Origin of the sequence: Arthrobacter sp. MYb227, from assembly GCF_002975435.1 — a bacterium.
In the GTDB taxonomy this organism is placed as follows: domain Bacteria; phylum Actinomycetota; class Actinomycetes; order Actinomycetales; family Micrococcaceae; genus Paeniglutamicibacter.
The window spans coordinates 287,066-309,706 of the sequence record NZ_PCPT01000001.1 but is presented as its reverse complement, the minus strand read 5'-3'; the positions used below and the strand labels follow the sequence as shown (position 1 = coordinate 309,706).

Below are 22,641 nucleotides of genomic sequence, written 5' to 3'. Positions count from 1 at the left end.
TGCACTCCCTGCGAGCCTCATGGCATTTGTGGGCAAAACATTGAAGCACCGGGTAGGTGCCGCACCGAACTTTCCTCGGCAAGTCTCAGAATCGGGGCTATCCTTGAAATAGGCGATGTTTTTACTGAAACGAGTGTGCCTGATGGTTCAAGAGTCTGGTCCCGGCTGGAGAGTTTCAGCCGATATCCACCGCGAAATGTTGTTAGCTCTCTACATTAGGGATCTGGCAGCTATCGAACCCATGGGAACTCCGGCGCTTGCGCCTTTGAGTCCAAAGGTGAAGCCATCGGCGGCGGGTGAACTTGCTAGAGAGTCGGCCGGAGAGTTACGCCAGGAATGGCAAACCTGGTTCGAACGGATTCTGCGAGATGGGTTGGGCCCCTTAGATTTAGATTTTGAACCAGACTTTATTCAGTTTGACGATTCTCCAAGCCTGCAACAACTCTTACGTGCACACTACGGAACCGCATACACCTGGACGCAGAGCCGGATGGGGGAGTACCAGGATTATTGCCGTAGGAACACTTCCGAGCGCTCGATCCTTGTTTCGGAGGTCTTTTTTGAGCACGAGCTTGGTGCCGTGGGCTCAACCGACGTGCACCTGCAGCTAGTTGAGTTGCCCTTGGCCGAGCCACGGGCCTGGTTTGTCGAACCAAATACCGTGTTGATCAGTCAAAGTCTGGTTCATGATGCAGAGCTTTTCCGCAGCTACCTCGGCCCGATTATCTCAATGATCAAATAGAGTATGAGAAGCACGCATGCGCAGACATTCGGTGCATCGTAGAAGTAGTTGTTGGCAGCTAAGAATTACGACGTTGCAAGCTGTATGACTACTTGGCCATCGGTTGTCGAGGCAGGGGCCCACAAGCCCTGAGAACGGTTCCACACCAATCCGGCGTAGCCGACGGCCTCAATGTCTAAAGCACTGGCATTGGCAACTGCCCATTGAGCCACGGCCCAACCCTGTTTACCATTCACCGAAACCTTGAGCCGTGAGCCCTCGATCGTGGTGTCTTTGATGCCAGTTGCTGCCTTGAGCGTTCCGGCGGTAGTTTTAGGGGATCCGGCAATATCTGTGGGGCGTAAAGTGCAATTAAGCGCGGAGTCGGCATTGCCAGTCAACGGAGTAGCAAAGGCCTTGGCAAGTTCCTCGTGTTTGGCATACGCCAGCGGATAGGCACTACGTTGTACCTTTTGAGCCGCATCCGTTAGCGGCATCGAAGCGTAATCGAAGGTCTCTAATTCCTGGAAGAACCTGTTGGCAGCATAAATCGGATCCATGACTTCAGCTTCTGTTCCCCAACCCATCGTGGGTCGCTGCTGGAATAAACCACGCGAATCTGGACCGGCGTTATCTCCATAATCGATGTTTGTCAGCTTCGATTCCTGCATGGCTGTAGCAATCCCAATTTGTGCTGCCCGTTCATTAAGACCACGTTTAATGGCAACGGAGGCGATCAGGGCAGCATTTGCACTTTGCTCCGGGTTTAACGAAAACTTCTGGCCCGCAACAACCGCGCTACAACGTTCGCGCACCGTTGACTCGTTGAGTCCAATAAAATTCGTAGCAGCGTATAAACCTCCGCCAATGAGACCACCGGCAAGCACAAGTACCAGAAAGGTGCGGCCCCAATTTCGTGAACGCTTATGTTTGGGGTGCCTAGATTCGGGATTTGAACCCATCGAAAGGACCCTGTGGTGGGCATTAGTTGGCATGCAGGATACTGTTCAATTCCACGTGTTGACCGGACCGTGGCAATGCTTCGACCGCCCCGGATATTGAGTTGCGGCGGAAAAGCAAGTTCGGAACACCGGAAAGTTGTGAAGCTTTCACAATATTTTCTCCCACCTGAACGCGAGTGCCAGCCGTAACGTACAGTCCGGCCTCAACGACACAGTCATTACCAATGGAAATTCCAACTCCGGAATTCGCGCCCAACAGGACACGCTCACCAATGCTAATGCGCTCTTTACCACCACCGGAGAGTGTACCCATGATTGAGGCGCCACCACCAACATCAGAGCCGTTGCCCACAACTACCGAGGCAGAAATGCGTCCCTCGACCATTGAGGTTCCCAGCGTTCCTGCATTGAAGTTTACGAACCCTTCGTGCATCACAGTGGTTCCCGGGGCGAGGTGCGCACCCAAGCGGACACGTCCTGCATCGGCGATGCGTACGCCGCTTGGAACTACGTAGTCAAGCATGCGTGGGAACTTGTCAACGCCATAGACGGTGAGAACTCCACGGTGTCGCAAACGCATCCGAGTCTTCTCGAAGTTGGTGACAGCACATGGACCAAAATTGGTCCACACGACGTTATTGAGTAACCCAAATGCGCCATCTAAATTGATCTGATTTGGCGCAACCAAACGGTGCGAAAGCAGATGTAAACGCAACCACACATCTGCAGCATCGTAGGGAGCAACATCAACGCTGATTTCCAGTGAGATGACGCGCTGGGTCGTACCACGTGGTGCATCTTCGATAGCGGCTGCGGAAAGCTCGCCGATAAGTGGATCGGCCGGATCCAACGTGCCAAGTATTGGATCGGGGAACCAGACATCAAGCACCGAACCATCGGCGCCGTACGTTGCCAATCCATGAGCCGAGGCGATGCGAAGCTGCGGGTGGGAAGCTGCGGTGCTGGTGTCCTGCTGTGTCATGAATCAATCCTAACGTGGCGCTACACACTAATCTGGAATTGTGATGAGTGAACCAGCGACCAACAAGCAAACATCCAGTGCCCCGGCGGCAGCAAGGGCTTCGAGTCAAGCGCCAATCGAGCTAGATCTGGAGCAAGACGTAGCGCAACTAACTGCCACATTAATGAACATTGAGTCGGTCTCCGGGAATGAAACGGCCTTGGCCGATGCCATTGAGCGTGCACTGAAGGACTACCCGCACTTGCAGGTTCACCGTGACGGGGACGCAATCGTTGCACGTACCGTGCTTGGACGCGAGGAGCGCGTCATTCTTGCCGGGCACCTAGACACAGTTCCACTGCCAACCCTCGAGGGTGCCCGTGGAACTGTGCCGGTGAGTTGGGAGGGGGAGACACTCTACGGGCGCGGAGCCACAGACATGAAGGGTGGGGTTGCGGTGCAGCTTGCTCTTGCCGCGTCGTTGAAAGCCCCGGCACGGGATATCACCTTCATTTTCTATGATCATGAAGAGGTCGAGGGTTCCAAATCTGGTCTGGGTCGATTGTTTAGGAATTGCCCGGAACTTCTCGGTGGTGACTTTGCAGTCCTGCTAGAACCCACCGATGGCACGGTTGAGGGCGGTTGCAATGGAACTAGCCGTTACCGGGTACGAACTCGTGGGGTCGCCGCGCATTCTGCGCGTGCCTGGATGGGAAAGAACGCTATCCATGCTGTGACACCGGTGCTCAAAATTCTTGCCGATTATCAGCCACAAACAGTTGATGTCGATGGTCTTGCCTACCGCGAATCACTCAATGCAGTGCGTATTACTGGTGGTATTGCAGGCAACGTGATTCCCGACTTCTGTGAAGTTGAAATCAATTATCGATTCGCGCCCAGTAAGGACGTTGCCGCCGCCGAGGCTCATATCTTCGAACTGTTCAGGGACTTTGAGATCATCCGTACCGATGGTGCGCCGGGGGCTAGGCCCGGGTTGCATCATCCAGCAGCAGCATCATTTGTCGCGGCCGTTGGGCAAGAGCCCAAGCCCAAGTATGGTTGGACAGATGTTGCACGTTTCTCCCAGTTGGGAATCCCCGCCGTGAACTTTGGGCCGGGCGATGCGTTACTGGCTCATTCCGATGATGAACACGTTCAGGCACCAGCGATTCGCACAGCTCTTTCCACGCTGAAAAGCTGGTTGGAAAGCTAATCCCACAAACTTATGAGGGAACTGCCTTTTTATCGAAGGTAGACAGCAAAGGCCGCCGGATGTTTCCCCCTTTTGAAAGGGGGAAACATCCGGCGGCCTTGTTGTTGTCGCTGATGAGGAGGGATCTGGTGTCTTATGCGAGCGCCGGTGCCTCAAGCTCCGCATCCGGATCTGCCGTTTTACCATCTGGCATCCGGCTACTGAGCCGACGCGAGACGATTTCGGCAAGCTTACTCAATGCGAAGTTGATGATAATGAATATCGCCGCGGCAACGAGCAAAGCCTGAAGCATATTGCCGTTGGCCGAAGCAAAGGTACGGGAGTAGAAGAGCAACTCGGTAAATCCAACGATGTAGCCAAGTGCCGAGTCCTTCAAGATCACGACGAACTGTCCGATCAATGCCGGGAGCATTGCCACCAGTGCTTGGGGGATCTCGATCAACCGCAGTGACTGGTTGGTGGTTAGCCCGATCGCAATACCCGCTTCGCGCTGCCCCTTGGGTAGGTTGCGTACACCGGAACGAACTAGCTCCGCCACGACCGAACCGTTGTAGAGCATCAGCGAAATAACCACGGCCCAGAAGGGGGAATCGGTGCCGTTGACGATGCCGGTACGGGAAAGCAAGATATTGAAGAAAACGATCAACAGCAGCACCGGAACGGCCCGGAAGAATTCAACGATGATCGTTGAGAACCAGCGTAGAGCTTTCAACTCGGAGAGCAGACCCATACCGAAGGCCAAACCAAAGACTATGGAAAGCACGATGGCCAGTCCTGCTGCCTTCAGCGTATTGATCAACCCGGGTAGCAAGAAGTTGGTCCAGGCGTTGGAAGTGAACATTGTCGCCCACAACGAGGGCTCCATCTGTCCCTTATTCGCGAGCCCGATAACCACCACCACAAGCAGTGCCAGCAACAGCAGAACGCCGATGATATTGATCAGGAGAATCCGGCGCTTGGCCTTGGGGCCTGGTGTATCAAAAAGGACTGATGCACTCATCGGGCCACCGCCAATTTCTTAGAGAGCCAGGTGGTCAGCACACCGACCGGGATAACGATAATGACAAAACCGATCGCGAAGGTAGCGAAGATTGGGATGATCAGATTCGATTCAAATTCGAGCATCTGTTTCATCACGGAGGACGCTTCAATGGCTACCGAGCTCACCGCAGCAACCGTCGAGTTCTTGATCAGAGCAATCAGTACGTTGCCCAGGGGTACAACCGAGCCACGGAATGCCTGAGGCAAGATGACTTCGCGCGCGGCTGGGAAGAAGCTCAGTCCAATGGCACGTGCCGCTTCGGCCTGGCCGACCGGCACCGTATTGACGCCGGAGCGGATTGCCTCGCACACGAATGCCGCGTGATAGATCGCCAAGCCCATTACCGCGAGGTTGAAGAAGTTCTGGTCGAAGTCGCTCGAAAGCGTGAAGCCCAATTGGTTGTATAGGGCCAGTACGCCGAAGAGCAGGATGATGGTTAGGGGGGTGTTACGAATGATGTTCACATAGCCGGTACCGAATGCGGCAAAGCTACGCACCGGCGAGATGCGCATCATGGCCAGCACGGTGCCCAACACTAGTGCGCCGATGGCGGCCCAGAAGGTCAGCTGGATATTAACCCAGAAGGCTGCGGGAATGTTGTACTCGGTGAACAGGGAGAGATATTTCTCCATATTGCTGCCTCGATTTCAGCGGTCGATGAGTGGATCGAACCGGTAGAGCAGTGTGTGCCCCCGCCACTAGATTGCAGCGAGGGCACACACTCTTAGGTATTGGCCCGTAGGTTAGGCGCAGGCATCCGTCTTCGGCGGGTTAACTGCCGGGTTCGGGGTGTAGCCGGTGCCCTCGGTGTTGGCCTTGACAGCCTTCTCCCATTCACCGGAATCAATCATCTTGTTGATTGCCTTGTTGATGTCGGCACACTTGGTGGATTCCTTGTTCAGGCCCACACCGTAGCGCTCTTCACTAAATGGCTTGCCAACAACCTTGAACTTGCCAGCGTTTGCAGGCTGTGCGGCAAGGCCAGCGAGGATGATGTCATCGGTGGTAACCGCATCGATCGTGCCACCGGTCATGCCACCGAGGCACTCGGCGTAGCCGGACTGCTCCTGCAGGCGCACTTCCTTGGCGTAGGTGTCCTTGATCTTCTGAGCCGAGGTCGAACCGGTGACCGAGCACAGGGTCTTGCCGTTGAGGTCTTCAGGGCCAGTGATCGCCGAATCGACAGGAACCAACAGGTCCTGGCCGGCAATCAGGTATGGGCCGGCGAATGCGACGGACTCTTTACGCTTGTCGGTGATCGAGTAGGAAGCAAAGATCATGTCGACCTGCTTGTTCTGTAGCGAGGTTTCGCGGTTTGCAGACGGGGTGGAGATAAATTCGATCTTGTCTTCTGCGTAGCCCAATTCCTTGGCAACATACTTCGCGACGTCTACGTCGAAGCCCGTGTACTTGTCGCCGTCCTTGTAACCGACACCTGGCTGGTCGAATTTAATACCGATCTTGACCTTGTCGGCGGAATCGCCACCGCCACCGCCACAGGCGCTGAGGGTCAATGCTGCCGCAGCCGCCATGGCTGCTACTGCTGCGATGCGAGATTTACGCATTTTTTCTCCTTGGTTGTGTTCAAAGACGGGAGCGAGTTTCCCATCCATCGAGCCGTAGAAAACTACATGAAAGCTAGTTGGTAATGAGTTTGCCCAAGAAGTCCTTGGCGCGGGCGCTCTGCGGGTTGGTGAAGAACTGCTCAGGTGTTGCCTGTTCAACGATCTGCCCGTCGGCCATGAAAATGACGCGGTCCGCAGCCTTACGGGCGAAGCCCATCTCGTGAGTGACAACGATCATCGTCATGCCTTCCTTGGCCAACCCGATCATGGTGTCAAGAACCTCATTGATCATTTCCGGATCGAGTGCCGAGGTTGGCTCATCGAAAAGCATGACCTTTGGTTTCATGGCCAAGGCGCGGGCGATGGCGACACGCTGCTGTTGGCCACCGGAAAGCTGCGCCGGAAGCTTATCTTTCTGGTTGGCAACCCCAACTCGTTCCAGCAGCGAGATGGCAAGGGTCGTCGCCTCGGCCTTCTTCATGCCTTTGACCTTGATTGGTCCCAGTGTCACATTTTCCAAAATGGATTTGTGCGCAAATAGGTTAAAGGACTGGAAGACCATGCCGACATCTGCGCGGAGATTTGCCAAGGCTTTGCCTTCTTCGGGCAGTACCTCGCCATCAATCTGGATGCTGCCAGTGTCGATGGTTTCTAGACGATTGATAGTGCGGCACAAGGTTGACTTGCCGGATCCGGAGGGACCCAAGACAACAACAACCTCACCCTTGGTAACTTCAAGGTTGATGTTCTGCAACACGTGCAGAGGACCGTAGTGCTTATTGACGTCAGTCAGTTTGACGATCGGAGTCGTCTGTGACCCAGCGCTACTTACAGTGGAATCAGTGCTCATGTGAAAGACCTTAGCCGATGTGAGCTGAATCATGCGTACTTTTCGCCCTACGTATGCCAAATCGTTTCCTAATTTGACCATGACGTAGCCAGTGAAGCCGGGTATTGCCGATACAGTGGGGTTCATGCCACGCCAGAATTCTCAAGCCAGACACTTCGATGAACTGCCGGATCCGGCACGACGCAAAGGATCGGTGGTGCTTCGTCGCGAACAAGCCAATATTCCGCAGTCAGATCGATACTTGCTGGACTCTCGAAACAACGAGGACTTTACACATACCGATCCGTGGCGTGTGCTGCGCATTCAAAGCGAATTCGTTGAAGGATTTGGCACTCTTGCCGGGCTTGGGCCAGCGATTAGTGTTTTCGGCTCGGCACGTACCAAACGTGATTCCGCACGCTATACACAGGCCGAAGACATTGGTCGGATGATTGCCGAAGCCGGTATTGCAGTCATTACCGGTGGTGGACCAGGAGCGATGGAAGCCGCGAATAAGGGTGCCTGTGAGGCCGGCGGTGTTTCGGTCGGTTTGGGCATTGAGCTTCCATTTGAGACGGGCCTGAATAAATGGGTCGATCTGGGAATTAACTTCAGATACTTCTTCGCGCGCAAAACCATGTTCGTCAAGTACTCCCAGGGATTCATTGTGCTCCCCGGGGGCTACGGGACCTTGGATGAGCTTTTTGAGGCCGTCACCTTGGTACAGACAGAGAAAGTCACCGGATTCCCGATCGTGCTGGTGGGAATCGACTATTGGGGGCCTTTGCTTGAGTGGTTGCGCAACACGGTTGTTGAGGAAGGCGCGATCTCTCCCTCCGACCTTGACCTCATTCAGTTGACCGACGATATTGACGAAGCGGTACGTATCGTCGTTGATTCTGCTCATTCCAACGGATTCGCGGCAGCTGACTAAGCGCCAGCCGCAGATTTTTTGTGTGTTCCGTTGGATGATCCTCGGGGAGGGTAGTAGATGATTTATTTGTTGTTGGTCATTGCGATTCTGGTACTTGGTGCGGCAGTTGTGCTCGGGGTGGGTTCGGGTCGAGGCATCAAGCAAAATGAAGGCGCACGATTCATGCCAAAAAGTGGCGCTGTTCAAGGGCTTGTGGAGCCGGTCGCTTCACTTCCACCGGTGCTCTTGCCTGCCGAGCCAACTGCGGCAGATATTGATTCTGTGGGTTTTTCCATCGCGTTGCGGGGGTATCGATGTGATCAAGTTGACGAGGTTTTAGATGCTCTTTCCGAAGAGATTGATAGGTTGCATCAGGTCATTGCGCAACACCGAAATGTGCGTGTGATTAGCAACACGAGCGATTCTTCGGAATAATAGAAGTTAGCAAGTTGAAAGCGATTCGCGATCTCGTGGATTTCGCCTAGTAACTCACCACCTGGGTGAGGGGCTCTGAGCCCCGAACCTCATAAGAAAGGGACAGCGCTAATGGCTGCGATGAAACCACGTACCGGAGATGGTCCGATGGAGGTCACCAAGGAAGGCCGTAGCCTGATCATGCGCGTGCCGATCGACGGCGGCGGACGTCTGGTAGTTGAACTCAATGCCGAAGAAGCAGCGGCCCTGCGTGATTGCCTGGTAGAGGCAACCGAGTAATTTTCGGTTCGAAGTGCACCGATAAATGGGAGTCAACCTTTCAGGTTGGCTCCCATTTGTCATGTAGAACAATTCCCTACGCCCACGGGGGCGGGAATATTTGGATGCGGTTGTGCGTGGCGGCGTTGCTAGGCGTGCATATCCTTGATGCGCGCAGCGATCAGGAGGCCAGCCCCCGTGGGTACCAGCGATGTGCGAAAACGTTCATCGGATTGCAGCATCTTTGTTGCATTGCGGGTAGCGATGGTGCTCGGTAGCCGTACCGCCGGCTTGGCAACTCGGTGCTGGTCGAATGCATCGTGCAAGAGGATCATGCCACCGACTTTGACCAGCCGTATTGCTTGGCTCAGATATTCGGCAAGATTTAATTTATCTGCATCGAGGAACACTATGTCGTAAGCGGCATCGGTTAGCCGCGGTAGGACCGCTTCGGCTCTACCCGAGATGGCGCGGATGCGGGAATGATCAAAACCGGCTTCTGTGAAGGCTTCGCGTGCCGCTGCAAGATGATCGACATCAATATCGATCGTCGTCAGTGCCGCCTGTGCACCGAGCCCACGCATGAGACACGTTCCGGAGACACCAACACCGGAACCAACTTCCACGACGTTGCGAGCCCCCGAGGTCGCTGCCAAAACAGTGAGAAGATTTGCTGTCGAGGGTCCTACCGAATCAACACCTAGTTCGCGTCCCCGTTCTCGTGCCCGCACGATCACAGTGTCTTCCTTGGCTTGTGCTTCTGTGTAAGCCCAGCTGCTGTAGACATCAAGATTCATAGGTGAGTCAGATCCTGTTCATGGTGCATATCGAAGCGTCGGCAGGCGCGGTTGAGGGTATGGTGGCCGATTGATGCCGGGCCAGCACTTTTATTCTAGCTCTGTCGGCCCACCTCAAGTTTCGAATCCTATACGTAGGGCCAACACAGGCTGTATTCAGGGTTCGCTCAGGAGGCTGGGCAAGAATTGAAGCTGTGAACGCATTGAAGCCGTCTTCGAACCCCGTAGCTATCTCATCTGGAGAGCTAGGCGCCTTTGAGGTGCCCAGCTGGGATGAAATCGTCAGTGAGCAATCGCCGCGGGTGTATCGCTTGGCCTATCGCTTGACCGGCAATAGGCAAGACGCCGAGGATCTCGCGCAGGAAACCTTCGTCAGGGTTTTTAGGTCACTGCACACCTTTACGCCGGGGACCATTGGCGGCTGGATGCATCGGATCACCACTAATCTCTTCCTGGATCAGACCCGGCGCAAATCTCGTATTCGCTTTGACGGCTTGGGTGAAGAAGCCGAGGCTAAGCTTCCAGGAACCGCTCCCGGGCCAGAGCGTAGCTTTGAATACAACAATCTTGATGTCGATGTACAAGCAGCCCTCGATGCGCTCTCACCGGAGTTCCGTGCGGCAATTGTGCTTTGTGATCTCGAAGGTCTTTCCTACGAGGAAGTCTCGGAGGCCCTTGGTGTCAAGCTTGGTACCGTTCGCTCGCGCATTCATCGTGGACGAGCAACGCTTCGCGAAAAGCTTGCACACCGAAACCCAGCAGCGAAGAGTCCTGTGACGGTTGCACTTCCTAAGATCCGGCGGACGCTGCCAGGAATCGGCTAGGACATGCACGCACAACCATCACAGATCCGTGCCTATGCGGCCGGTGAGCTGGACCCTAAGGCTCGAAGAAGCATCGAAAGACATGTGCATCGATGCCTCTTGTGCTGGGACCATCTTCAGGCTGCAAGTTCACGCGAGGTTTCGGCTTGGGACCCGGAACTAGAGTATTCGCGTCCGCAGCTAAATGCGCAGACACTTTTGGGAGCCTCCCTAGCGGAGAATCGTCAGGCGGAACTAAACACCCCCACGCGCTTCGGGCCGTGGATTCCTACTGTCGCACTTCTTGGCGTGATGGTCATCCTTGGAGCGTTCGTCGGACTGGTCTGGAGCCTGGGTGGCTCCTCGGCTGTTGCGGCAACCCAGCAGGACCCAACTGGTTCGTGGAGTGCCAAGGCCACCAAACTTAGTACCGATGATCTAAATGGTCTTCGAGCGGCGGGCTGGAATTGTCCGGTGGTTGAAGCCGCAGGATTCGAACTTGCCTCGGCCACCGGGATACGTACCGCGGAAAAGGCCCAGGTAGATATTGTCCTGAAACGCAATGCTTCGGAAGTAACGCTTACCGAATCGCGTGAACTTCCGGGAAATATTTTCAGCACGGAAAAGCTGGCAACTGCCGATTCCCCGGTGACCAAAAAATCCGGTAACGAGGTAGTCGATGCCGCGATGAGCGAACTTGGCCGCCGGCTTGGCGCCTCCGCAGGCGCGACAGTGGATTTCGCTCGGGGGACCGCAACGCTGAGCATGGATCAGGTGAAGTACACGATCACCTCAAATCTGTCGAAGAAGGATCTTGAATCACTGATGCAACGCCTAGTCATTGGTGAACACGCCCATTTTGGGAGCTTTGATACGGACTCAGATCAGGTCGGAGAACGGCTGCTGCGTGGGCTATCAAAACTCTTGGTTTTGGACTTGAACTAGATTTTGTTCAAACCTTCTGAAGAAAGCAGATAGTCTACTAGGGTGTTTTTGGGAATCAATGGTAGTGAGTTAGTGGTACTGGCCATTTTGGCTGTGGTGATTTTGGGACCCGAAAAGCTCCCCGAATATGCAGCCCAACTTGCGCGCCTCGTCAAGGAATTACGTCGGATGGCCACCGGCGCTAAAGAGCAATTGCGCGATGAGGTCGGCGATGAGATCGTCGACATGGACTGGAGAAAGCTAGACCCACGCCAATACGATCCACGCAAGATCATTAAAGAAGCCTTGCTTGATGATTTTCAGGAAGCCGTGGATCTGGCCAAAGAGCCCAGTGCGGTACAGCAGCGCTCAATTTCTCCGGTACCCGTGAACCGCTTAGCTGCCGACGAACCGGCTCCCTTCGATTATGAAGCGACGTAATACTTTTTAGCTGTTCATAAATAATGCAGGTGCGATGACCTCGACGGTAATCACACCTGCATTATTTATTGCCCCGGCATAGCTAGGCGATCCGTGAGAGCCCGAAATTCGTGGGAAACCGGATCAGCTCGGTGAGACTGTGAGCTTTCTTCCGGCAAGACCACGTGGACGATGCGTCAACGCTCGGGCTATCTCAGTTATTGCACTGGCGGCTTCCGACTGCGGATGTGATAGCACCAGCGGCACTCCGGCGTCGCCTCCGGCACGTAACTCAGGGTCTAGAGGTATCTGGCCCAGAAGTGGTACTTCGAGCCCTAGCGTGGCGCTGAGCCGCTTGCTAAGCTCTGCTCCGCCGCCGGAGCCGAACAATTCCATGGTTGAACCGTCGGGCAATTGCAACCAGCTCATATTTTCAATGACACCGATGACCTTCTGCCCGGTTTGGGTGGCGATGGAACCTGCACGTTCTGCAACTTGCGCCGCAGCGGCTTGTGGCGTGGTCACGACAACTAATTCGGATCCAGGCACTAGCTGTGAGACCGAAATGGCAATATCGCCTGTTCCTGGTGGCAGATCGAGCAACAAGACGTCGAGATCACCGAAATGTACATCGGTGAGGAATTGCTCAAGGGCGCGGTGAAGCATCGGCCCGCGCCAAATAACTGGCTTATTGTCATCAACAAACATACCGATAGAGATAGTTTTGACCCCGTGTGCCACCGGGGGCAGGATCATTTCATCGACCCGGGTTGGCTTGACCCCGGGTATTCCAAGTAATCCGGGAATTGAGAAGCCGTGGACGTCGGCATCGATGAGACCCACGCGCAAACCATCGGCGGCCATGGCGCAGGCTAAATTTGCGGTCAATGACGACTTTCCAACACCGCCTTTGCCGCTGGAAATGCCGATGACTCGAGTCAACGATTGTGGATCGCTGAAGGGCACGGCGCGAGCCTTGAGTGAGTCGCGCAGTTCGGCCCGCTGTTGTGGGCTCATGACCCCAAGTTCGAGGGCCACCTCGGCCACCTCGGCAAGTGTTAGCAGCGCGGAGGTCACATCCGCTTCGATGGTTGAACGCATGGGGCATCCGGCGATTGTCAAGAGGATCTTGACCCTTGCGACGCCGTCTTCAAGTACTGCCGAATCGACCATGCCTAAATCGGTAATTGGTCGGCGCAACTCTGGATCTTGGACTGCCGATAATGCTTCAAAGAGCCGTGGCTCGGTACTCATGAGGGAATAATCTTCTCTACGGGTGGTGCTGGTGATTCTGGATCGGCCTGAACGCCGCTTGCGCCGGATGAGATCTGCGGGATGAGCCCGGTGACGGGTCCACCACGTTCACGACGTTTGGGGGACTTTCCACGCAGACGCAGCTCATCACCGTCCGCAGTTTCTAACATCTCTTCAAGTACCGAGCGCAATTCCGAACGTACATAGTCACGTGTTGCTACATCACGCAAGGCGATGCGCAGTGCGGCGAGTTCACGAGTGAGATATTCGGTATCTGCAAGGTTGCGTTCGGCGCGTCCACGGTCATCGGTAAGCGCCACTTTGTCGCGGTCATCCTGCCGGTTCTGGGCAAGCAAGAGCAACGGGGCAGCATATGAGGCCTGTAGTGAGAGCATCAGGGTCAGTGCCGTGAATCCGAGGGCAGCGGAGTCAAACCGCCAGGTTTCCGGTGCCCAGGTATTCCAGATCAGCCAGAAGACACAGAAAATGCTCATGTAGACGAGGAACTGCGGAGTGCCCATGAAACGGGCGAACTTCTCAGTGCTGGAACCAAACGCATCGGGGTTCGGTGCCAGTCGGGGGAAGAAACGTGCGCGGGCGCCCAAAGGGGTGTCAAGCCCCGAGCCGCGTTTTTCAGCCATTGGCTACTCCCGTCCCGGAAGGACCCGACATGGGGCGTGTTCCGTGGTTGTCGTCGTGGGTGCGCCAGTCTTCCGGCAGCAGATGGTCTAGGACGTCATCGACTGTCACGGCGCCGACCAGGCGGCCCTCGTCGTTGATGACTCCCAATGATGTGAGGTTGTAGGTTGCAAGGGTGCGGGCAACCTCGGGGACATCGGCCATATCGGATATGGGCTCAAGATGCGTGTCAAGGATATTGCCTAACGACTCCGGCGGCGGGGTGCGCAGCAGAGCTTGGATGTGCACCGCCCCCAAGTAGCGCCCGGTGGGTGTCTCAAGTGGCGGACGGGCAACATAGACCGTTGAGGCAAGCGCGGGTGAGAGTTCTTCGCGGCGTACCGAGGCCAACGCCTCGGCAACGGTTGCCTCGGGGGAGAGGATCACCGGGACCGGAGTCATCATGGAACCGGCGGTGCCTTCGGCGTATTCGAGCAATCGACGCACATCGCGAGCTTCCTCGGGCTCCATGAGCTCAAGTAGTGCATGTTTAGTGTCTTCGCTGAGCTCGGCCAGGAGGTCGGCCGCGTCGTCAGGGTCCATTTCTTCAAGGACGTCTGCCGCGCGTTCCATATCTAGCGCGGAGATAATCTGTACCTGTTCATCATCGGGCATTTCCTGCAGAACATCGGCCAAACGGTCATCTTGCAGCTCGGAGGCAACTTCCACACGACGCTTGTGGTTCATTTCGTGAAGTGCATCGGCAAAGTCGGCCGGCTTCATTTCGTCGTGCGCTGCAACATACGTTCCGGCGGCCTGTGGTTCGTGTAATGCCGTGTGAACTATTGCGTCCCAGGGGACCAGCAAGCGTTCCCCACGGGTTCGGCGCAGCCCTAACAGACCGGTGGCAGGCTCGCCACGGCGCACAAAGTAATCGGAGATGATCCAATCCCCGTTGCGTTCCTGGCTCAGCCCAATGTCTTCGACTGTCGCATTGCCGCTGCCATCTTCGAAGACGACGCGACGGTCAAAAAGTTCTGCTGCAACAAGAATTTCGGCGCCGCGCTGCACAAAACGGCGCATGTTCACCAGCCCGGTACAAATGATCTGTCCGGATTCCATGGCCTGAATGCGGGTCATGGGAACAAAGACGCGCCGTTTTCCTGGCACCTCAACGACCACGCCAACGCATTGGGCGGGTTTGGAGAGCACGCGGGAGATGACCACGACGTCCCGCAACCTGCCCAGACGATCGCCCATGGGGTCGAACACATCAAGTCCCAAGAGGCGTGCAATGAAGACCTTCGAAGAATTGCTGCTCACGCTCTCTAGGCTACTGCCTTGTCAGCGCCCAAGCACATAAGGCACCGCTGACCCCTCCTAGGGCAGGCAGCGGCTGTGACCAGCGGCGCATCTTGGGTGCACCCGAGGGTGAAATGAGCCAGGGTGCCGATGATTATCTTTCACCTTCAGCGATCAAAGACGCGGACTAGGCGCCCAAGCGTGCACAATGGAAGTATGTCATCCCCACTTGGTGCTTCCCCGTCCCACCCGAACTCGCTTGGATTGCCGCGCGGCGAGCTGCTGGGACGATACAGCTCGTACCTAGATGCCCAAAAGGTAGTAGATTATCTGGCCGACAATGACTTCCCGGTCTCCAATATCACCATCGTTGGTAATGACTTGAAGTCGGTGGAACGCGTCACCGCAAAGCTTAGCTACCCCAAGGTTGCCGCCGCCGGCGCCGCACAGGGCGCGATGTTTGGCATGTTCGTCGGCCTGATCCTTTCAATCTTCAGTCCAGGCTCGAACGCCTGGGCACAAATTCTCTCCTCGGTGGGCCTGGGCATCGCCATCTGGATGATCGTTGGTGTGGTGAGCTACTCATTCCGCCGCGGCAAGCGTGATTTCGCCTCTCAGTCGCAGGTGCTTGCCACCAGCTATGACGTAGTTGTTGATTTCTCCCACGCCCATGCTGCCCGTGCCTTGGCAGCTAAGTTACCCATGAGCAAGGTTGCTGCCGACGCCGGGGTTGGTGCGGCGCCGATGAGCCAGCAGCCACCGGTGCAGGCTCAGCCGCCGGTGCCACAGCACAGCGATGGAATCGTTGGCGCCGCCGGTGCCGAAGCCCCCGCCACACCGGTAAGCCCCTCAGGATCCTACTCGGATCTGCCCGATGGGCGGCCACAATTTGGTATTCGCGTCCAGCCCGCGCCGACACCCGCGCAAGTTGTACCGGCACCGGGTACGGAGCCGCAGCAGCCTGCCGAAGCAGCTCATGGCGCGGAAGCTACCCAGCTGTCATCGGCTCAGCAGACACAGGACCCGGTAGCAGAAGAACCCCGTGCCCCGGTGGCTCCTGCCTTTGGACAGGTAGCAACATCGGAATCCGTCCCCGAAGATGAATCCACTGCGCCCGCGCAGGCGGCAGAACACAAGTCCGACGAATCCGTGCCAGCACAGCAACCCGAACAAGAGGCACCAGATCAGCAACGCAATGGCTGATCAGTAGCCCATCGGTGCGCTGAAGAAGCTTCAGCCAACGGATACGGCCCGGTTCTGCAGCCCACCGATTTATGGTGGGGCAGGACCGGGCCGTTTTCTATTGCCGATGATGACATGGCTAATCGGGGGGGTATAGGCCGGGCAATGCGGCCAACGCCGCTGCCTGAGCGCTCCAGAAATTGCCCGATAAACAGCGATGGTGGTGTGCCGATATCCAACGCAATAATTCCGCGTCATCGACACACCACCATGATGGAGTCATCCGGTCCGCTAGGGGACCGACTGGGGGCTAAGGAAGACTAGCCGTTACGAATTTCTGCCATCCATGCTTCGACCGATTCCGGGCTACGCGGGAGTGCTGCAGAGAGGTTCACGCAGCCATCGGCGGTGACCAAGACGTCGTCTTCGATGCGCACCCCGATGCCGCGGTATTCCTCGGGGACCGCAAGATCCTCGTTCTTGAAGTACAGCCCGGGTTCGATGGTGAAGACCATTCCCTCTTCAAGAATTCCGTCAAGGTACAACTCGGCCTTGGCCTGCGCACAGTCGTGCACGTCAAGCCCCAGGTGGTGGCTGGTGCCGTGCGGCATCCACCGCCGGTGCTGCTGACCCTCGGGGGAGAGCGCCTCTTCAAGCGATACCGGCAGCAGGCCCCAGGCATCCAGATTCTGCGCCAACACGGTCACCGCAGTTGTATGCAAGTCACGGAACTTCATCCCCGGCTTGGCCACAGCAAATGCGGCATCCGCTGCATCGAGAACGGCCTGGTAGATCTTGCGCTGGATCTGCGTGTAGCTGCCATTGACCGGCAGCGTACGGGTGATATCCGCGGTGTAGAGTGATTCTGCTTCAACGCCTGCATCGAGCAGCAAAAGCTCTCCGTCGTTGACCTTACCGTTGTTGTTGATCCAGTGCAGCACCGTGGCATTGTTGCCCGACGCGGCGATGGTGTCATAGCCCAGATCGTTGCCTTCTTCGCGGGCCCGGGCAAAGAATGCACCCTCGACGACGCGTTCACCCCGCGGGTGGGTCATGGCACGGTCAAGTGAGCGCACCACATCACCAAAGCCATTGATGGTGGCTGCCACCGACTTCTTCATTTCGCTAATTTCCCAGGCGTCCTTGACCAGACGGATTTCGGAAAGCGCCTCGGTCAGTTCGCCATCGAGTGCATCGGAAAGCTCTAGGTCAACGCCGGTGTTGATGCGCGATGTATCAACCAACGCATCGCAGTTCATATCCACATTGCGTAGGAGTCGGATGCGCATGCCGCCGAGCTCGGTAACCCCCGCGTCCTTGGTGATGGCTACCTCAAGAGCGAACAAATCAGAGGTGGGTAGGCCCAGACGCGCCTGTAGTAGGGCCAGGGTCGGGCGCGGGCCGATCCAGAATTCTCCGGTGCGGGCGTTGGAGTAGAACTCCTCGGTGTCCCGTCCTGCCATGGGGGAGAAGTACAGCGTAGCGTGGTGGTTGGAGCCGGTATCGCCGGCGCCCTGATCGGTTGGTTCCATGACCAGCACCGCGTCGGGTTCATGGTCAAGGCCCAACCCGGTCAGGTGCGCGAAGCCCGAGTGCGGACGGAAACGGTAATCGGTGTCGTTCGAGCGGACCTTCAGCGGGCCGGCCGGAATGACCAAACGCTCGCCGGGGAAGCGCGCGGAGATTGCTGCGCGACGCTTGGCAGCGTACGGGGCCACCTCGTCGGCGCCGGGAAGCTCGGAGGTATCGGGGGCCCAAGAGGACGCCATGAAGGTTTTGAAGGCCTCGGAAGATGGGCGCTGCGAACGGTTGTTCACGCGCTCCTCGAGGGGCTGGTCGCTGCCGGTGGTGGTGGTTGCATCAGTGCTCATGGTTCTAATCGTCTCAAAGCGCAGGGATATGTGCCAAAGTTTTGGCGTTCAGCGCAGAATCGAGTTGCACGCAGCGCGGTACAGCAGAGCAAAGTGTTCGTTAGTGGAATAACCCGGCGGGCCAAGGACACCTACCGGCGATGCTTAGCGCTACGCTAAGGGCTATGCGGATCGATCTCCACACCCACTCACACGTTTCCGACGGAACCGAGCATCCGGCCGAACTCATTGCCGCGGCGCACGCCGCTGGGCTCGATGTGGTGGCGTTGACCGACCACGATCAGACCTCGGGTTGGGAGGAAGCCGGTGCCGCAGCCCTTGAACTGGGTATTGGATTGATCCCAGGGATGGAAATTTCTACCAAGACCGATGCCGGAATCAGCGTGCACTTACTAAGCTATCTGCACGATCCAACGCACCCCGGGCTCTTAGAAGAAATTGAGCTGGCCCGCGATGCCCGGATCACTCGGGCACGGCGCATGGTTGAACTTTTGGCCGAGGACTACCCAGTCAGCTGGGAGTTGGTGGCCAAACACTCGGCCCCCGGCGCAACGATCGGCCGCCCCCACATTGCCGATGCCCTGGTTACCGCCGGGGTTGTGACAAGCCGCACCGAGGCCTTCGCCCAGGTGTTGACCGCCCGCTCACGCTATTACGTGGGGCATTACGCGATGGACCCCGTCAAGGCCGTCAAACTCGTGCGTGCCGCAGGCGGCGTACCGGTTTTTGCGCACCCCATGGCCTCGGCCCGGGGAAGGGTTGTTGGGGAAGAAACCTTTACCGCGATGATCCAGGCCGGACTGCTCGGGCTGGAGATTGACCATCGTGACAACTCGTATGAGGGGCGTAAATTCCTCCGTGCGCTCGCCGAAAAACATGATCTGATCATCACCGGTTCCTCGGATTACCACGGCACCGGTAAGCCCAACGGGTTGGGGGAAAATACCACAACCACTGGCATGTTGGAACGGGTTCTTGCTGCGGGAACCGGAAGTGAAGCCATCGGGATGCCAAGACTTTAGCGAATCGGACCGGTTTGGGCGCGACTCATATAGTTCCGGAGTGAGACAAAAGATGGGACAAAGCGGAATTACGACGTGCAGTGCTGTAACGTTCTGATAACAGCTGACAAGTAGGGCTTTTGCTGGGCCTTCCCAACACGAAAATCACCATGTGTCATAAGGTAAGCAAGCCCGCGGGCCGCGTGTGGTAGGCCTTGCCGCAATCACGTTTTTACATGCTGGTTTGCGCCTCGGGCCACGTTTTTATGCTGGCCGAAATTGGGTTGATGCTACTATCGAACTCGTTGCCAAGTAACCCGAGACACATATTTGTTGAGCGTCGTTCCAAATAAGTCGGGTGGCAACTATTCCACGGCGGCCGATTCTATCCGCCATGCGGGGGTTGATGTGGCCACATCCAGTGGCGGATTGCATCCCTAGAGATCGCCTCTGATGAGCGATCCAGAGCACCGGTGCGTTCTATCCGGGTGGAATGCGCGCCTTGAATGTGTCCAACACCGGATGCCTTGTTCGCTTGTACAGCGATGTTTGCCTCAATTGTGCCCTTGTCCGGCCGGCGCGTGGATTGGAGTTGGTGTTATCGGTGGCGCTGACTCAATGCTGGAGGAAAAGTTATGGGCCCCGAAAGTGGCGGGCAGCAGTTTCTCGCAGGATGGTTAGTCCTGGGATTGCTGGTGCTGTTTTACGGAGGGACATTTATCATGTCCCTGTTTATTGGCAAGAAGAAAGAAAACGCCGACGGTTATATGACCGCTGGTAATAAAATTGGCTTCGGTGTCTCGGCGGCGAGCATGACTGCCACCTGGATCTGGGCCTCGTCGGTGTATGCCTCGGCCACATCCGGGTATACCTACGGAATTTCCGGTCCGATCCACTACGGGCTCTGGGGCGCCCTGATGATCCTATTCATCTACCCCTTTGGTCGGCGCATCCGTGCGGTGGCACCCAAGGCTCACACGCTCGCCGAGGTGATGTACGCCCGTCACGGCCGCTCCAGCCAGCTGATGCTCGCGGGCTCTAACGTGCTCGGTAGCGTGATTTCGCTGACCTCCAACTTCATTGCCGGCGGCGCACTAATCGCCCTGCTCTCACCGTTTAGCTTTACCCAAGGCATCTTGGTGGTTGCCGCAGGCGTGCTGCTTTACACCCTGTGGTCTGGTTTCCGTGCCTCGGTGCTTACCGACTTTGCTCAGGTTGTTGCAATGCTTGGTGCGGTGGTCATCATTATTCCCGTGGTGTTCTTCGCCGCCGGTGGACCGGGGCTCTTTGAAACCGGTGCTGTAAACCTGAGCCCGGAGCAGAGCAACTTCTTCTCCTCCGAGGCCTTCCTGAATCAGGGTGCACCTTATATTGCCGCAGTGCTTGCCTATGCCATCGGTAACCAGACAATTGCCCAGCGTCTGTTTGCGGTGCGTGAGGACCTGATCAAACCCACATTCATCACCGCGACGGTAGGCTATGGTGCGACAGTCATCGGTTTTGGCATGCTCGGTGTCATCGCCCTCTACGCGGGGATCACCCCGCTTAATGGGGATACGAATAACCTGATTCCACAAATGGCGGTGACCTATCTGGGCCCGGTGTTGCTCTGTGTCTTCTTCATCATGATCCTCGGATCGCTCTCATCAACCGCCGATTCGGACCTTGCAGCGCTTTCCTCGATCGCGATGACCGATATTTACGGCCATGCCAAGGGCAAGGGGAAGGCAAATCCACGCACCATGCTGCTGGTAGGCCGCATCACCATGATCCTGGCAACTGCCGCTGCGCTGTATTTTGCCAGCGGCCAGATGAACATCCTTGATTTACTGGTGTTCGTTGGTGCCCTCTGGGGAGCCTTAGTCTTCCCGGTGATTGCCAGCTTCTACTGGAAGAAGGTCACAAACATGGCCTTCACGCTCGGCACCCTGGCGGCGCTTGGCATCTTCTTACCGGTGCGCTTCGAATGGATCTCGATGGATGGGATCACCGGTTACATCGTTGACGTGTTGGGCATCGTTGGGGTCGGCATCGTCATTGGGCTGATGTGCTTCGGCTTCTTCGGGCTCAAGGTGGCACGCGTGGTGGGCATCATCGCGATGGTAGTTGTAGCACCGTTGGCCTGGGGCGGATTACATGAATACGCGGTACTCAGCGGTTCGCTTGTTGCCTACTCGGTCTCGACGATTATCTGCTTTGCTCTTTCGGTACGTTCCAAGCAGGAGTTTGATTTCTCGACGATCAAGGAACGCATTGGCGACTTCGATACCCAGGATGCCGAATCCGGCGAACCAGCTATCTCAACAGCACAAAAGAACTAGGGAGGCACCAGCATGACTATTTTTTGGATGACTGTTTACGTGTTGATCTGGCCCATCGTGGTGGCCGGAACGCTAACGGTGATCGTGCGCGCGTTTTATAAGGAATGGCGTCAGGCCCGCGACGAGGGCCGTGGCATGGTCTAGCTGCGCCATATTGTAGTGACCCAAGGGATATCACTACCCCCGATGGTTAACGATGTGGGAGGGCTGTACACAATTGTGTACAGCCCTCCCACATCATGTGTCAGGTGGCAAACATAAATCGCTTCACCGAACCCGGCGGAGCAGGTTTAAGCCCCTGTATTCGCTGTGCCTGCTGCAGGGGCATCAAGCAATTCCACAATGGTTGCTTGAGGCATCCGCTTGCTCATGATCGAAATCGACTGTGGGTTCTCATCAACACACACGAAACGACGGCCGAGTGCACCGGCAACAGCACCGGTGGTCCCGGAACCGGCAAAGAAATCAAGCACCCAATCATCCTTGCGGGAACTCGCGTTGACGATGCGACGCAAAATCCCCTCCGGCTTTTGTGTGGGGTAGCCGGTCTTTTCCTTACCCGTGGGCGAAACGATGGTATGCCACCACACATCGGTGGGCAGCTTTCCACGCTCGCGCTTTTCCGCCGTGACAAGCCCAGGAGCCATATACGGTTCCCGGTCCACCTCGGCATTATCAAAGTGGTACCTCTTGGGGTTTTTCACGTAGACCAAGATATTGTCGTGCTTCGAGGGCCAGCGGGATTTGGCCCGAGCGCCGTAGTCGTACGCCCAAATGATCTCGTTGAGGAAGGACTCGCGGCCGAAGATCGCATCGAGCATCACCTTTGCATAGTGCACCTCACGGTAATCGAGATGCACATATAAGGTTCCGTCTTCTGCAAGCAGACGCCAGGCCTCACGCAATCGGGGTTCCAAGAATGACCAGTAGTCATCGAACGCGTCATCGTAACTATGCAGATCCCCACGCAGCGTTGAATAGCTGCGGCCCTGGAATCCCACCCGGTCGCCTTCACCCTCGGCGGCTCGCACCGCCGTGGTGACCTGTCGTTTTTGGGTCCGTCCCGTATTAAACGGTGGATCCACGTAGATCAGCGTGAAAGATTCATCGGGAAGTGATGGCAAAAATGTTGCGTTCTCCGCATGGACCAGCAGGTTGGGTCCGTCCGGATCCCAGCCGGTCACCGGAGGAACTGTTACGGGTTCACTATCAGCCTGTGCGGTGAGATCGGCGGGCACGGTATTGGTAC

The 22,641-nt window shown here is 56.6% G+C and carries 24 protein-coding genes; 12 read left to right on the top strand and 12 right to left on the bottom strand.

Annotated features, from left to right (window positions below; all coding sequences use genetic code 11):
• Positions 1-196: 196 nt before the first annotated feature.
• On the top strand, positions 197-742 hold the full coding sequence (locus CQ018_RS01400; protein ID WP_105548182.1) for a hypothetical protein: 546 nt from the start codon (positions 197-199) through the stop codon (positions 740-742).
• 65 nt (positions 743-807) lie between these two features.
• Here CQ018_RS01400 and CQ018_RS01395 read toward each other — a convergent pair whose 3' ends face one another.
• Positions 808-1,716: a hypothetical protein gene (locus tag CQ018_RS01395; RefSeq protein WP_105548181.1), complete on the bottom strand. Its 909-nt coding sequence runs from the start codon at positions 1,714-1,716 to the stop codon at positions 808-810.
• A complete protein-coding gene (gene dapD, locus CQ018_RS01390) occupies positions 1,706-2,665 on the bottom strand; it encodes a 2,3,4,5-tetrahydropyridine-2,6-dicarboxylate N-succinyltransferase (RefSeq protein ID WP_105548180.1) in 960 nt (319 codons plus the stop codon). Before dapD ends, CQ018_RS01395 begins: the two co-directional genes overlap by 11 nt.
• A gap of 43 nt (positions 2,666-2,708) precedes the next feature.
• Between dapD and dapE the strand changes: the two genes are divergently transcribed.
• Entirely contained in the window at positions 2,709-3,857 is a 1,149-nt protein-coding gene (gene dapE / locus CQ018_RS01385) for a succinyl-diaminopimelate desuccinylase (protein ID WP_105548179.1), read from the top strand.
• Between the two features lie 133 nt (positions 3,858-3,990).
• Here dapE and CQ018_RS01380 read toward each other — a convergent pair whose 3' ends face one another.
• The 4 genes from CQ018_RS01380 to CQ018_RS01365 form a co-directional block, all read right to left on the bottom strand.
• Positions 3,991-4,857 (bottom strand): amino acid ABC transporter permease, encoded by an 867-nt coding sequence (locus CQ018_RS01380; protein ID WP_105548178.1) that lies wholly within the window; start codon positions 4,855-4,857, stop codon positions 3,991-3,993.
• Complete coding sequence (locus CQ018_RS01375; protein ID WP_105548177.1) at positions 4,854-5,531, bottom strand: amino acid ABC transporter permease; 678 nt, start codon at positions 5,529-5,531, stop codon at positions 4,854-4,856. Before CQ018_RS01375 ends, CQ018_RS01380 begins: the two co-directional genes overlap by 4 nt.
• A gap of 111 nt (positions 5,532-5,642) precedes the next feature.
• Entirely contained in the window at positions 5,643-6,464 is an 822-nt protein-coding gene (locus CQ018_RS01370) for a glutamate ABC transporter substrate-binding protein (RefSeq protein WP_105548176.1), read from the bottom strand.
• A 73-nt stretch (positions 6,465-6,537) separates the two neighbouring features.
• Positions 6,538-7,266 (bottom strand): amino acid ABC transporter ATP-binding protein, encoded by a 729-nt coding sequence (locus CQ018_RS01365; protein ID WP_105548663.1) that lies wholly within the window; start codon positions 7,264-7,266, stop codon positions 6,538-6,540.
• A gap of 172 nt (positions 7,267-7,438) precedes the next feature.
• On the opposite strand from CQ018_RS01365, the gene CQ018_RS01360 reads away from it, so the two are divergent.
• The 3 genes from CQ018_RS01360 (at position 7,439) to CQ018_RS01350 (ending at position 8,920) form a co-directional block, all read left to right on the top strand.
• Positions 7,439-8,227, top strand: a complete 789-nt coding sequence (locus CQ018_RS01360; RefSeq protein WP_105548662.1) for a TIGR00730 family Rossman fold protein — start codon at positions 7,439-7,441, stop codon at positions 8,225-8,227.
• A 57-nt stretch (positions 8,228-8,284) separates the two neighbouring features.
• Positions 8,285-8,641 (top strand): DivIVA domain-containing protein, encoded by a 357-nt coding sequence (locus CQ018_RS01355; RefSeq protein WP_258142360.1) that lies wholly within the window; start codon positions 8,285-8,287, stop codon positions 8,639-8,641.
• 111 nt (positions 8,642-8,752) lie between these two features.
• Positions 8,753-8,920: a DUF3117 domain-containing protein gene (locus CQ018_RS01350; RefSeq protein ID WP_105548175.1), complete on the top strand. Its 168-nt coding sequence runs from the start codon at positions 8,753-8,755 to the stop codon at positions 8,918-8,920.
• 128 nt (positions 8,921-9,048) lie between these two features.
• Here the strand turns inward: CQ018_RS01350 and CQ018_RS01345 are convergent, their stop codons facing one another.
• Positions 9,049-9,696, bottom strand: a complete 648-nt coding sequence (locus tag CQ018_RS01345) for an O-methyltransferase (RefSeq protein WP_105548174.1) — start codon at positions 9,694-9,696, stop codon at positions 9,049-9,051.
• A gap of 203 nt (positions 9,697-9,899) precedes the next feature.
• On the opposite strand from CQ018_RS01345, the gene sigE reads away from it, so the two are divergent.
• The 3 genes from sigE to CQ018_RS01330 are packed head-to-tail and all read left to right on the top strand — an operon-like array spanning position 9,900 to position 11,864.
• On the top strand, positions 9,900-10,520 hold the full coding sequence (gene sigE / locus CQ018_RS01340; protein ID WP_181149714.1) for an RNA polymerase sigma factor SigE: 621 nt from the start codon (positions 9,900-9,902) through the stop codon (positions 10,518-10,520).
• A 3-nt stretch (positions 10,521-10,523) separates the two neighbouring features.
• Entirely contained in the window at positions 10,524-11,444 is a 921-nt protein-coding gene (locus CQ018_RS01335; protein ID WP_105548172.1) for a hypothetical protein, read from the top strand.
• 42 nt (positions 11,445-11,486) lie between these two features.
• Positions 11,487-11,864, top strand: a complete 378-nt coding sequence (locus tag CQ018_RS01330; protein ID WP_105548171.1) for a sec-independent translocase — start codon at positions 11,487-11,489, stop codon at positions 11,862-11,864.
• A gap of 123 nt (positions 11,865-11,987) precedes the next feature.
• Here CQ018_RS01330 and CQ018_RS01325 read toward each other — a convergent pair whose 3' ends face one another.
• Genes CQ018_RS01325 through CQ018_RS01315 form a run of 3 tightly spaced genes read right to left on the bottom strand, consistent with a single transcriptional unit; the run spans position 11,988 to position 15,038 of the window.
• Complete coding sequence (locus CQ018_RS01325) at positions 11,988-13,097, bottom strand: Mrp/NBP35 family ATP-binding protein (protein ID WP_105548170.1); 1,110 nt, start codon at positions 13,095-13,097, stop codon at positions 11,988-11,990.
• Positions 13,094-13,738: a DUF1003 domain-containing protein gene (locus CQ018_RS01320; RefSeq protein ID WP_105548169.1), complete on the bottom strand. Its 645-nt coding sequence runs from the start codon at positions 13,736-13,738 to the stop codon at positions 13,094-13,096. The genes CQ018_RS01325 and CQ018_RS01320 overlap by 4 nt, the downstream gene beginning before the upstream one ends.
• The gene (locus tag CQ018_RS01315; RefSeq protein ID WP_105548168.1) at positions 13,731-15,038 is read right to left on the bottom strand and encodes a magnesium transporter MgtE N-terminal domain-containing protein; all 1,308 of its coding nucleotides are present in this window, start codon (positions 15,036-15,038) and stop codon (positions 13,731-13,733) included. The genes CQ018_RS01320 and CQ018_RS01315 overlap by 8 nt, the downstream gene beginning before the upstream one ends.
• 195 nt (positions 15,039-15,233) lie before the next feature.
• On the opposite strand from CQ018_RS01315, the gene CQ018_RS01310 reads away from it, so the two are divergent.
• Positions 15,234-16,220: a general stress protein gene (locus tag CQ018_RS01310; protein WP_181149681.1), complete on the top strand. Its 987-nt coding sequence runs from the start codon at positions 15,234-15,236 to the stop codon at positions 16,218-16,220.
• A 299-nt stretch (positions 16,221-16,519) separates the two neighbouring features.
• On the opposite strand, the gene CQ018_RS01305 is transcribed toward CQ018_RS01310, so the two are convergent.
• The gene (locus tag CQ018_RS01305) at positions 16,520-18,070 is read right to left on the bottom strand and encodes an aminopeptidase P family protein (protein WP_105548167.1); all 1,551 of its coding nucleotides are present in this window, start codon (positions 18,068-18,070) and stop codon (positions 16,520-16,522) included.
• Positions 18,071-18,234: 164 nt separating this feature from the next.
• Between CQ018_RS01305 and CQ018_RS01300 the strand changes: the two genes are divergently transcribed.
• From CQ018_RS01300 to CQ018_RS20195, 3 genes are all read left to right on the top strand, one after another.
• Positions 18,235-19,092 carry a PHP domain-containing protein gene (locus tag CQ018_RS01300; RefSeq protein ID WP_105548166.1) on the top strand — a complete coding sequence of 286 codons (858 nt, stop codon included), beginning with the start codon at positions 18,235-18,237 and terminating at the stop codon, positions 19,090-19,092.
• Positions 19,093-19,706: 614 nt separating this feature from the next.
• Positions 19,707-21,392 (top strand): sodium:solute symporter family protein, encoded by a 1,686-nt coding sequence (locus CQ018_RS01295; protein WP_105548165.1) that lies wholly within the window; start codon positions 19,707-19,709, stop codon positions 21,390-21,392.
• Positions 21,393-21,404: 12 nt separating this feature from the next.
• Positions 21,405-21,536, top strand: a complete 132-nt coding sequence (locus CQ018_RS20195; protein ID WP_219843979.1) for a putative transporter small subunit — start codon at positions 21,405-21,407, stop codon at positions 21,534-21,536.
• Between the two features lie 146 nt (positions 21,537-21,682).
• Here the strand turns inward: CQ018_RS20195 and CQ018_RS01290 are convergent, their stop codons facing one another.
• Positions 21,683-22,576 carry a site-specific DNA-methyltransferase gene (locus tag CQ018_RS01290; RefSeq protein WP_105548660.1) on the bottom strand — a complete coding sequence of 298 codons (894 nt, stop codon included), beginning with the start codon at positions 22,574-22,576 and terminating at the stop codon, positions 21,683-21,685.
• Positions 22,577-22,641: the final 65 nt, after the last annotated feature.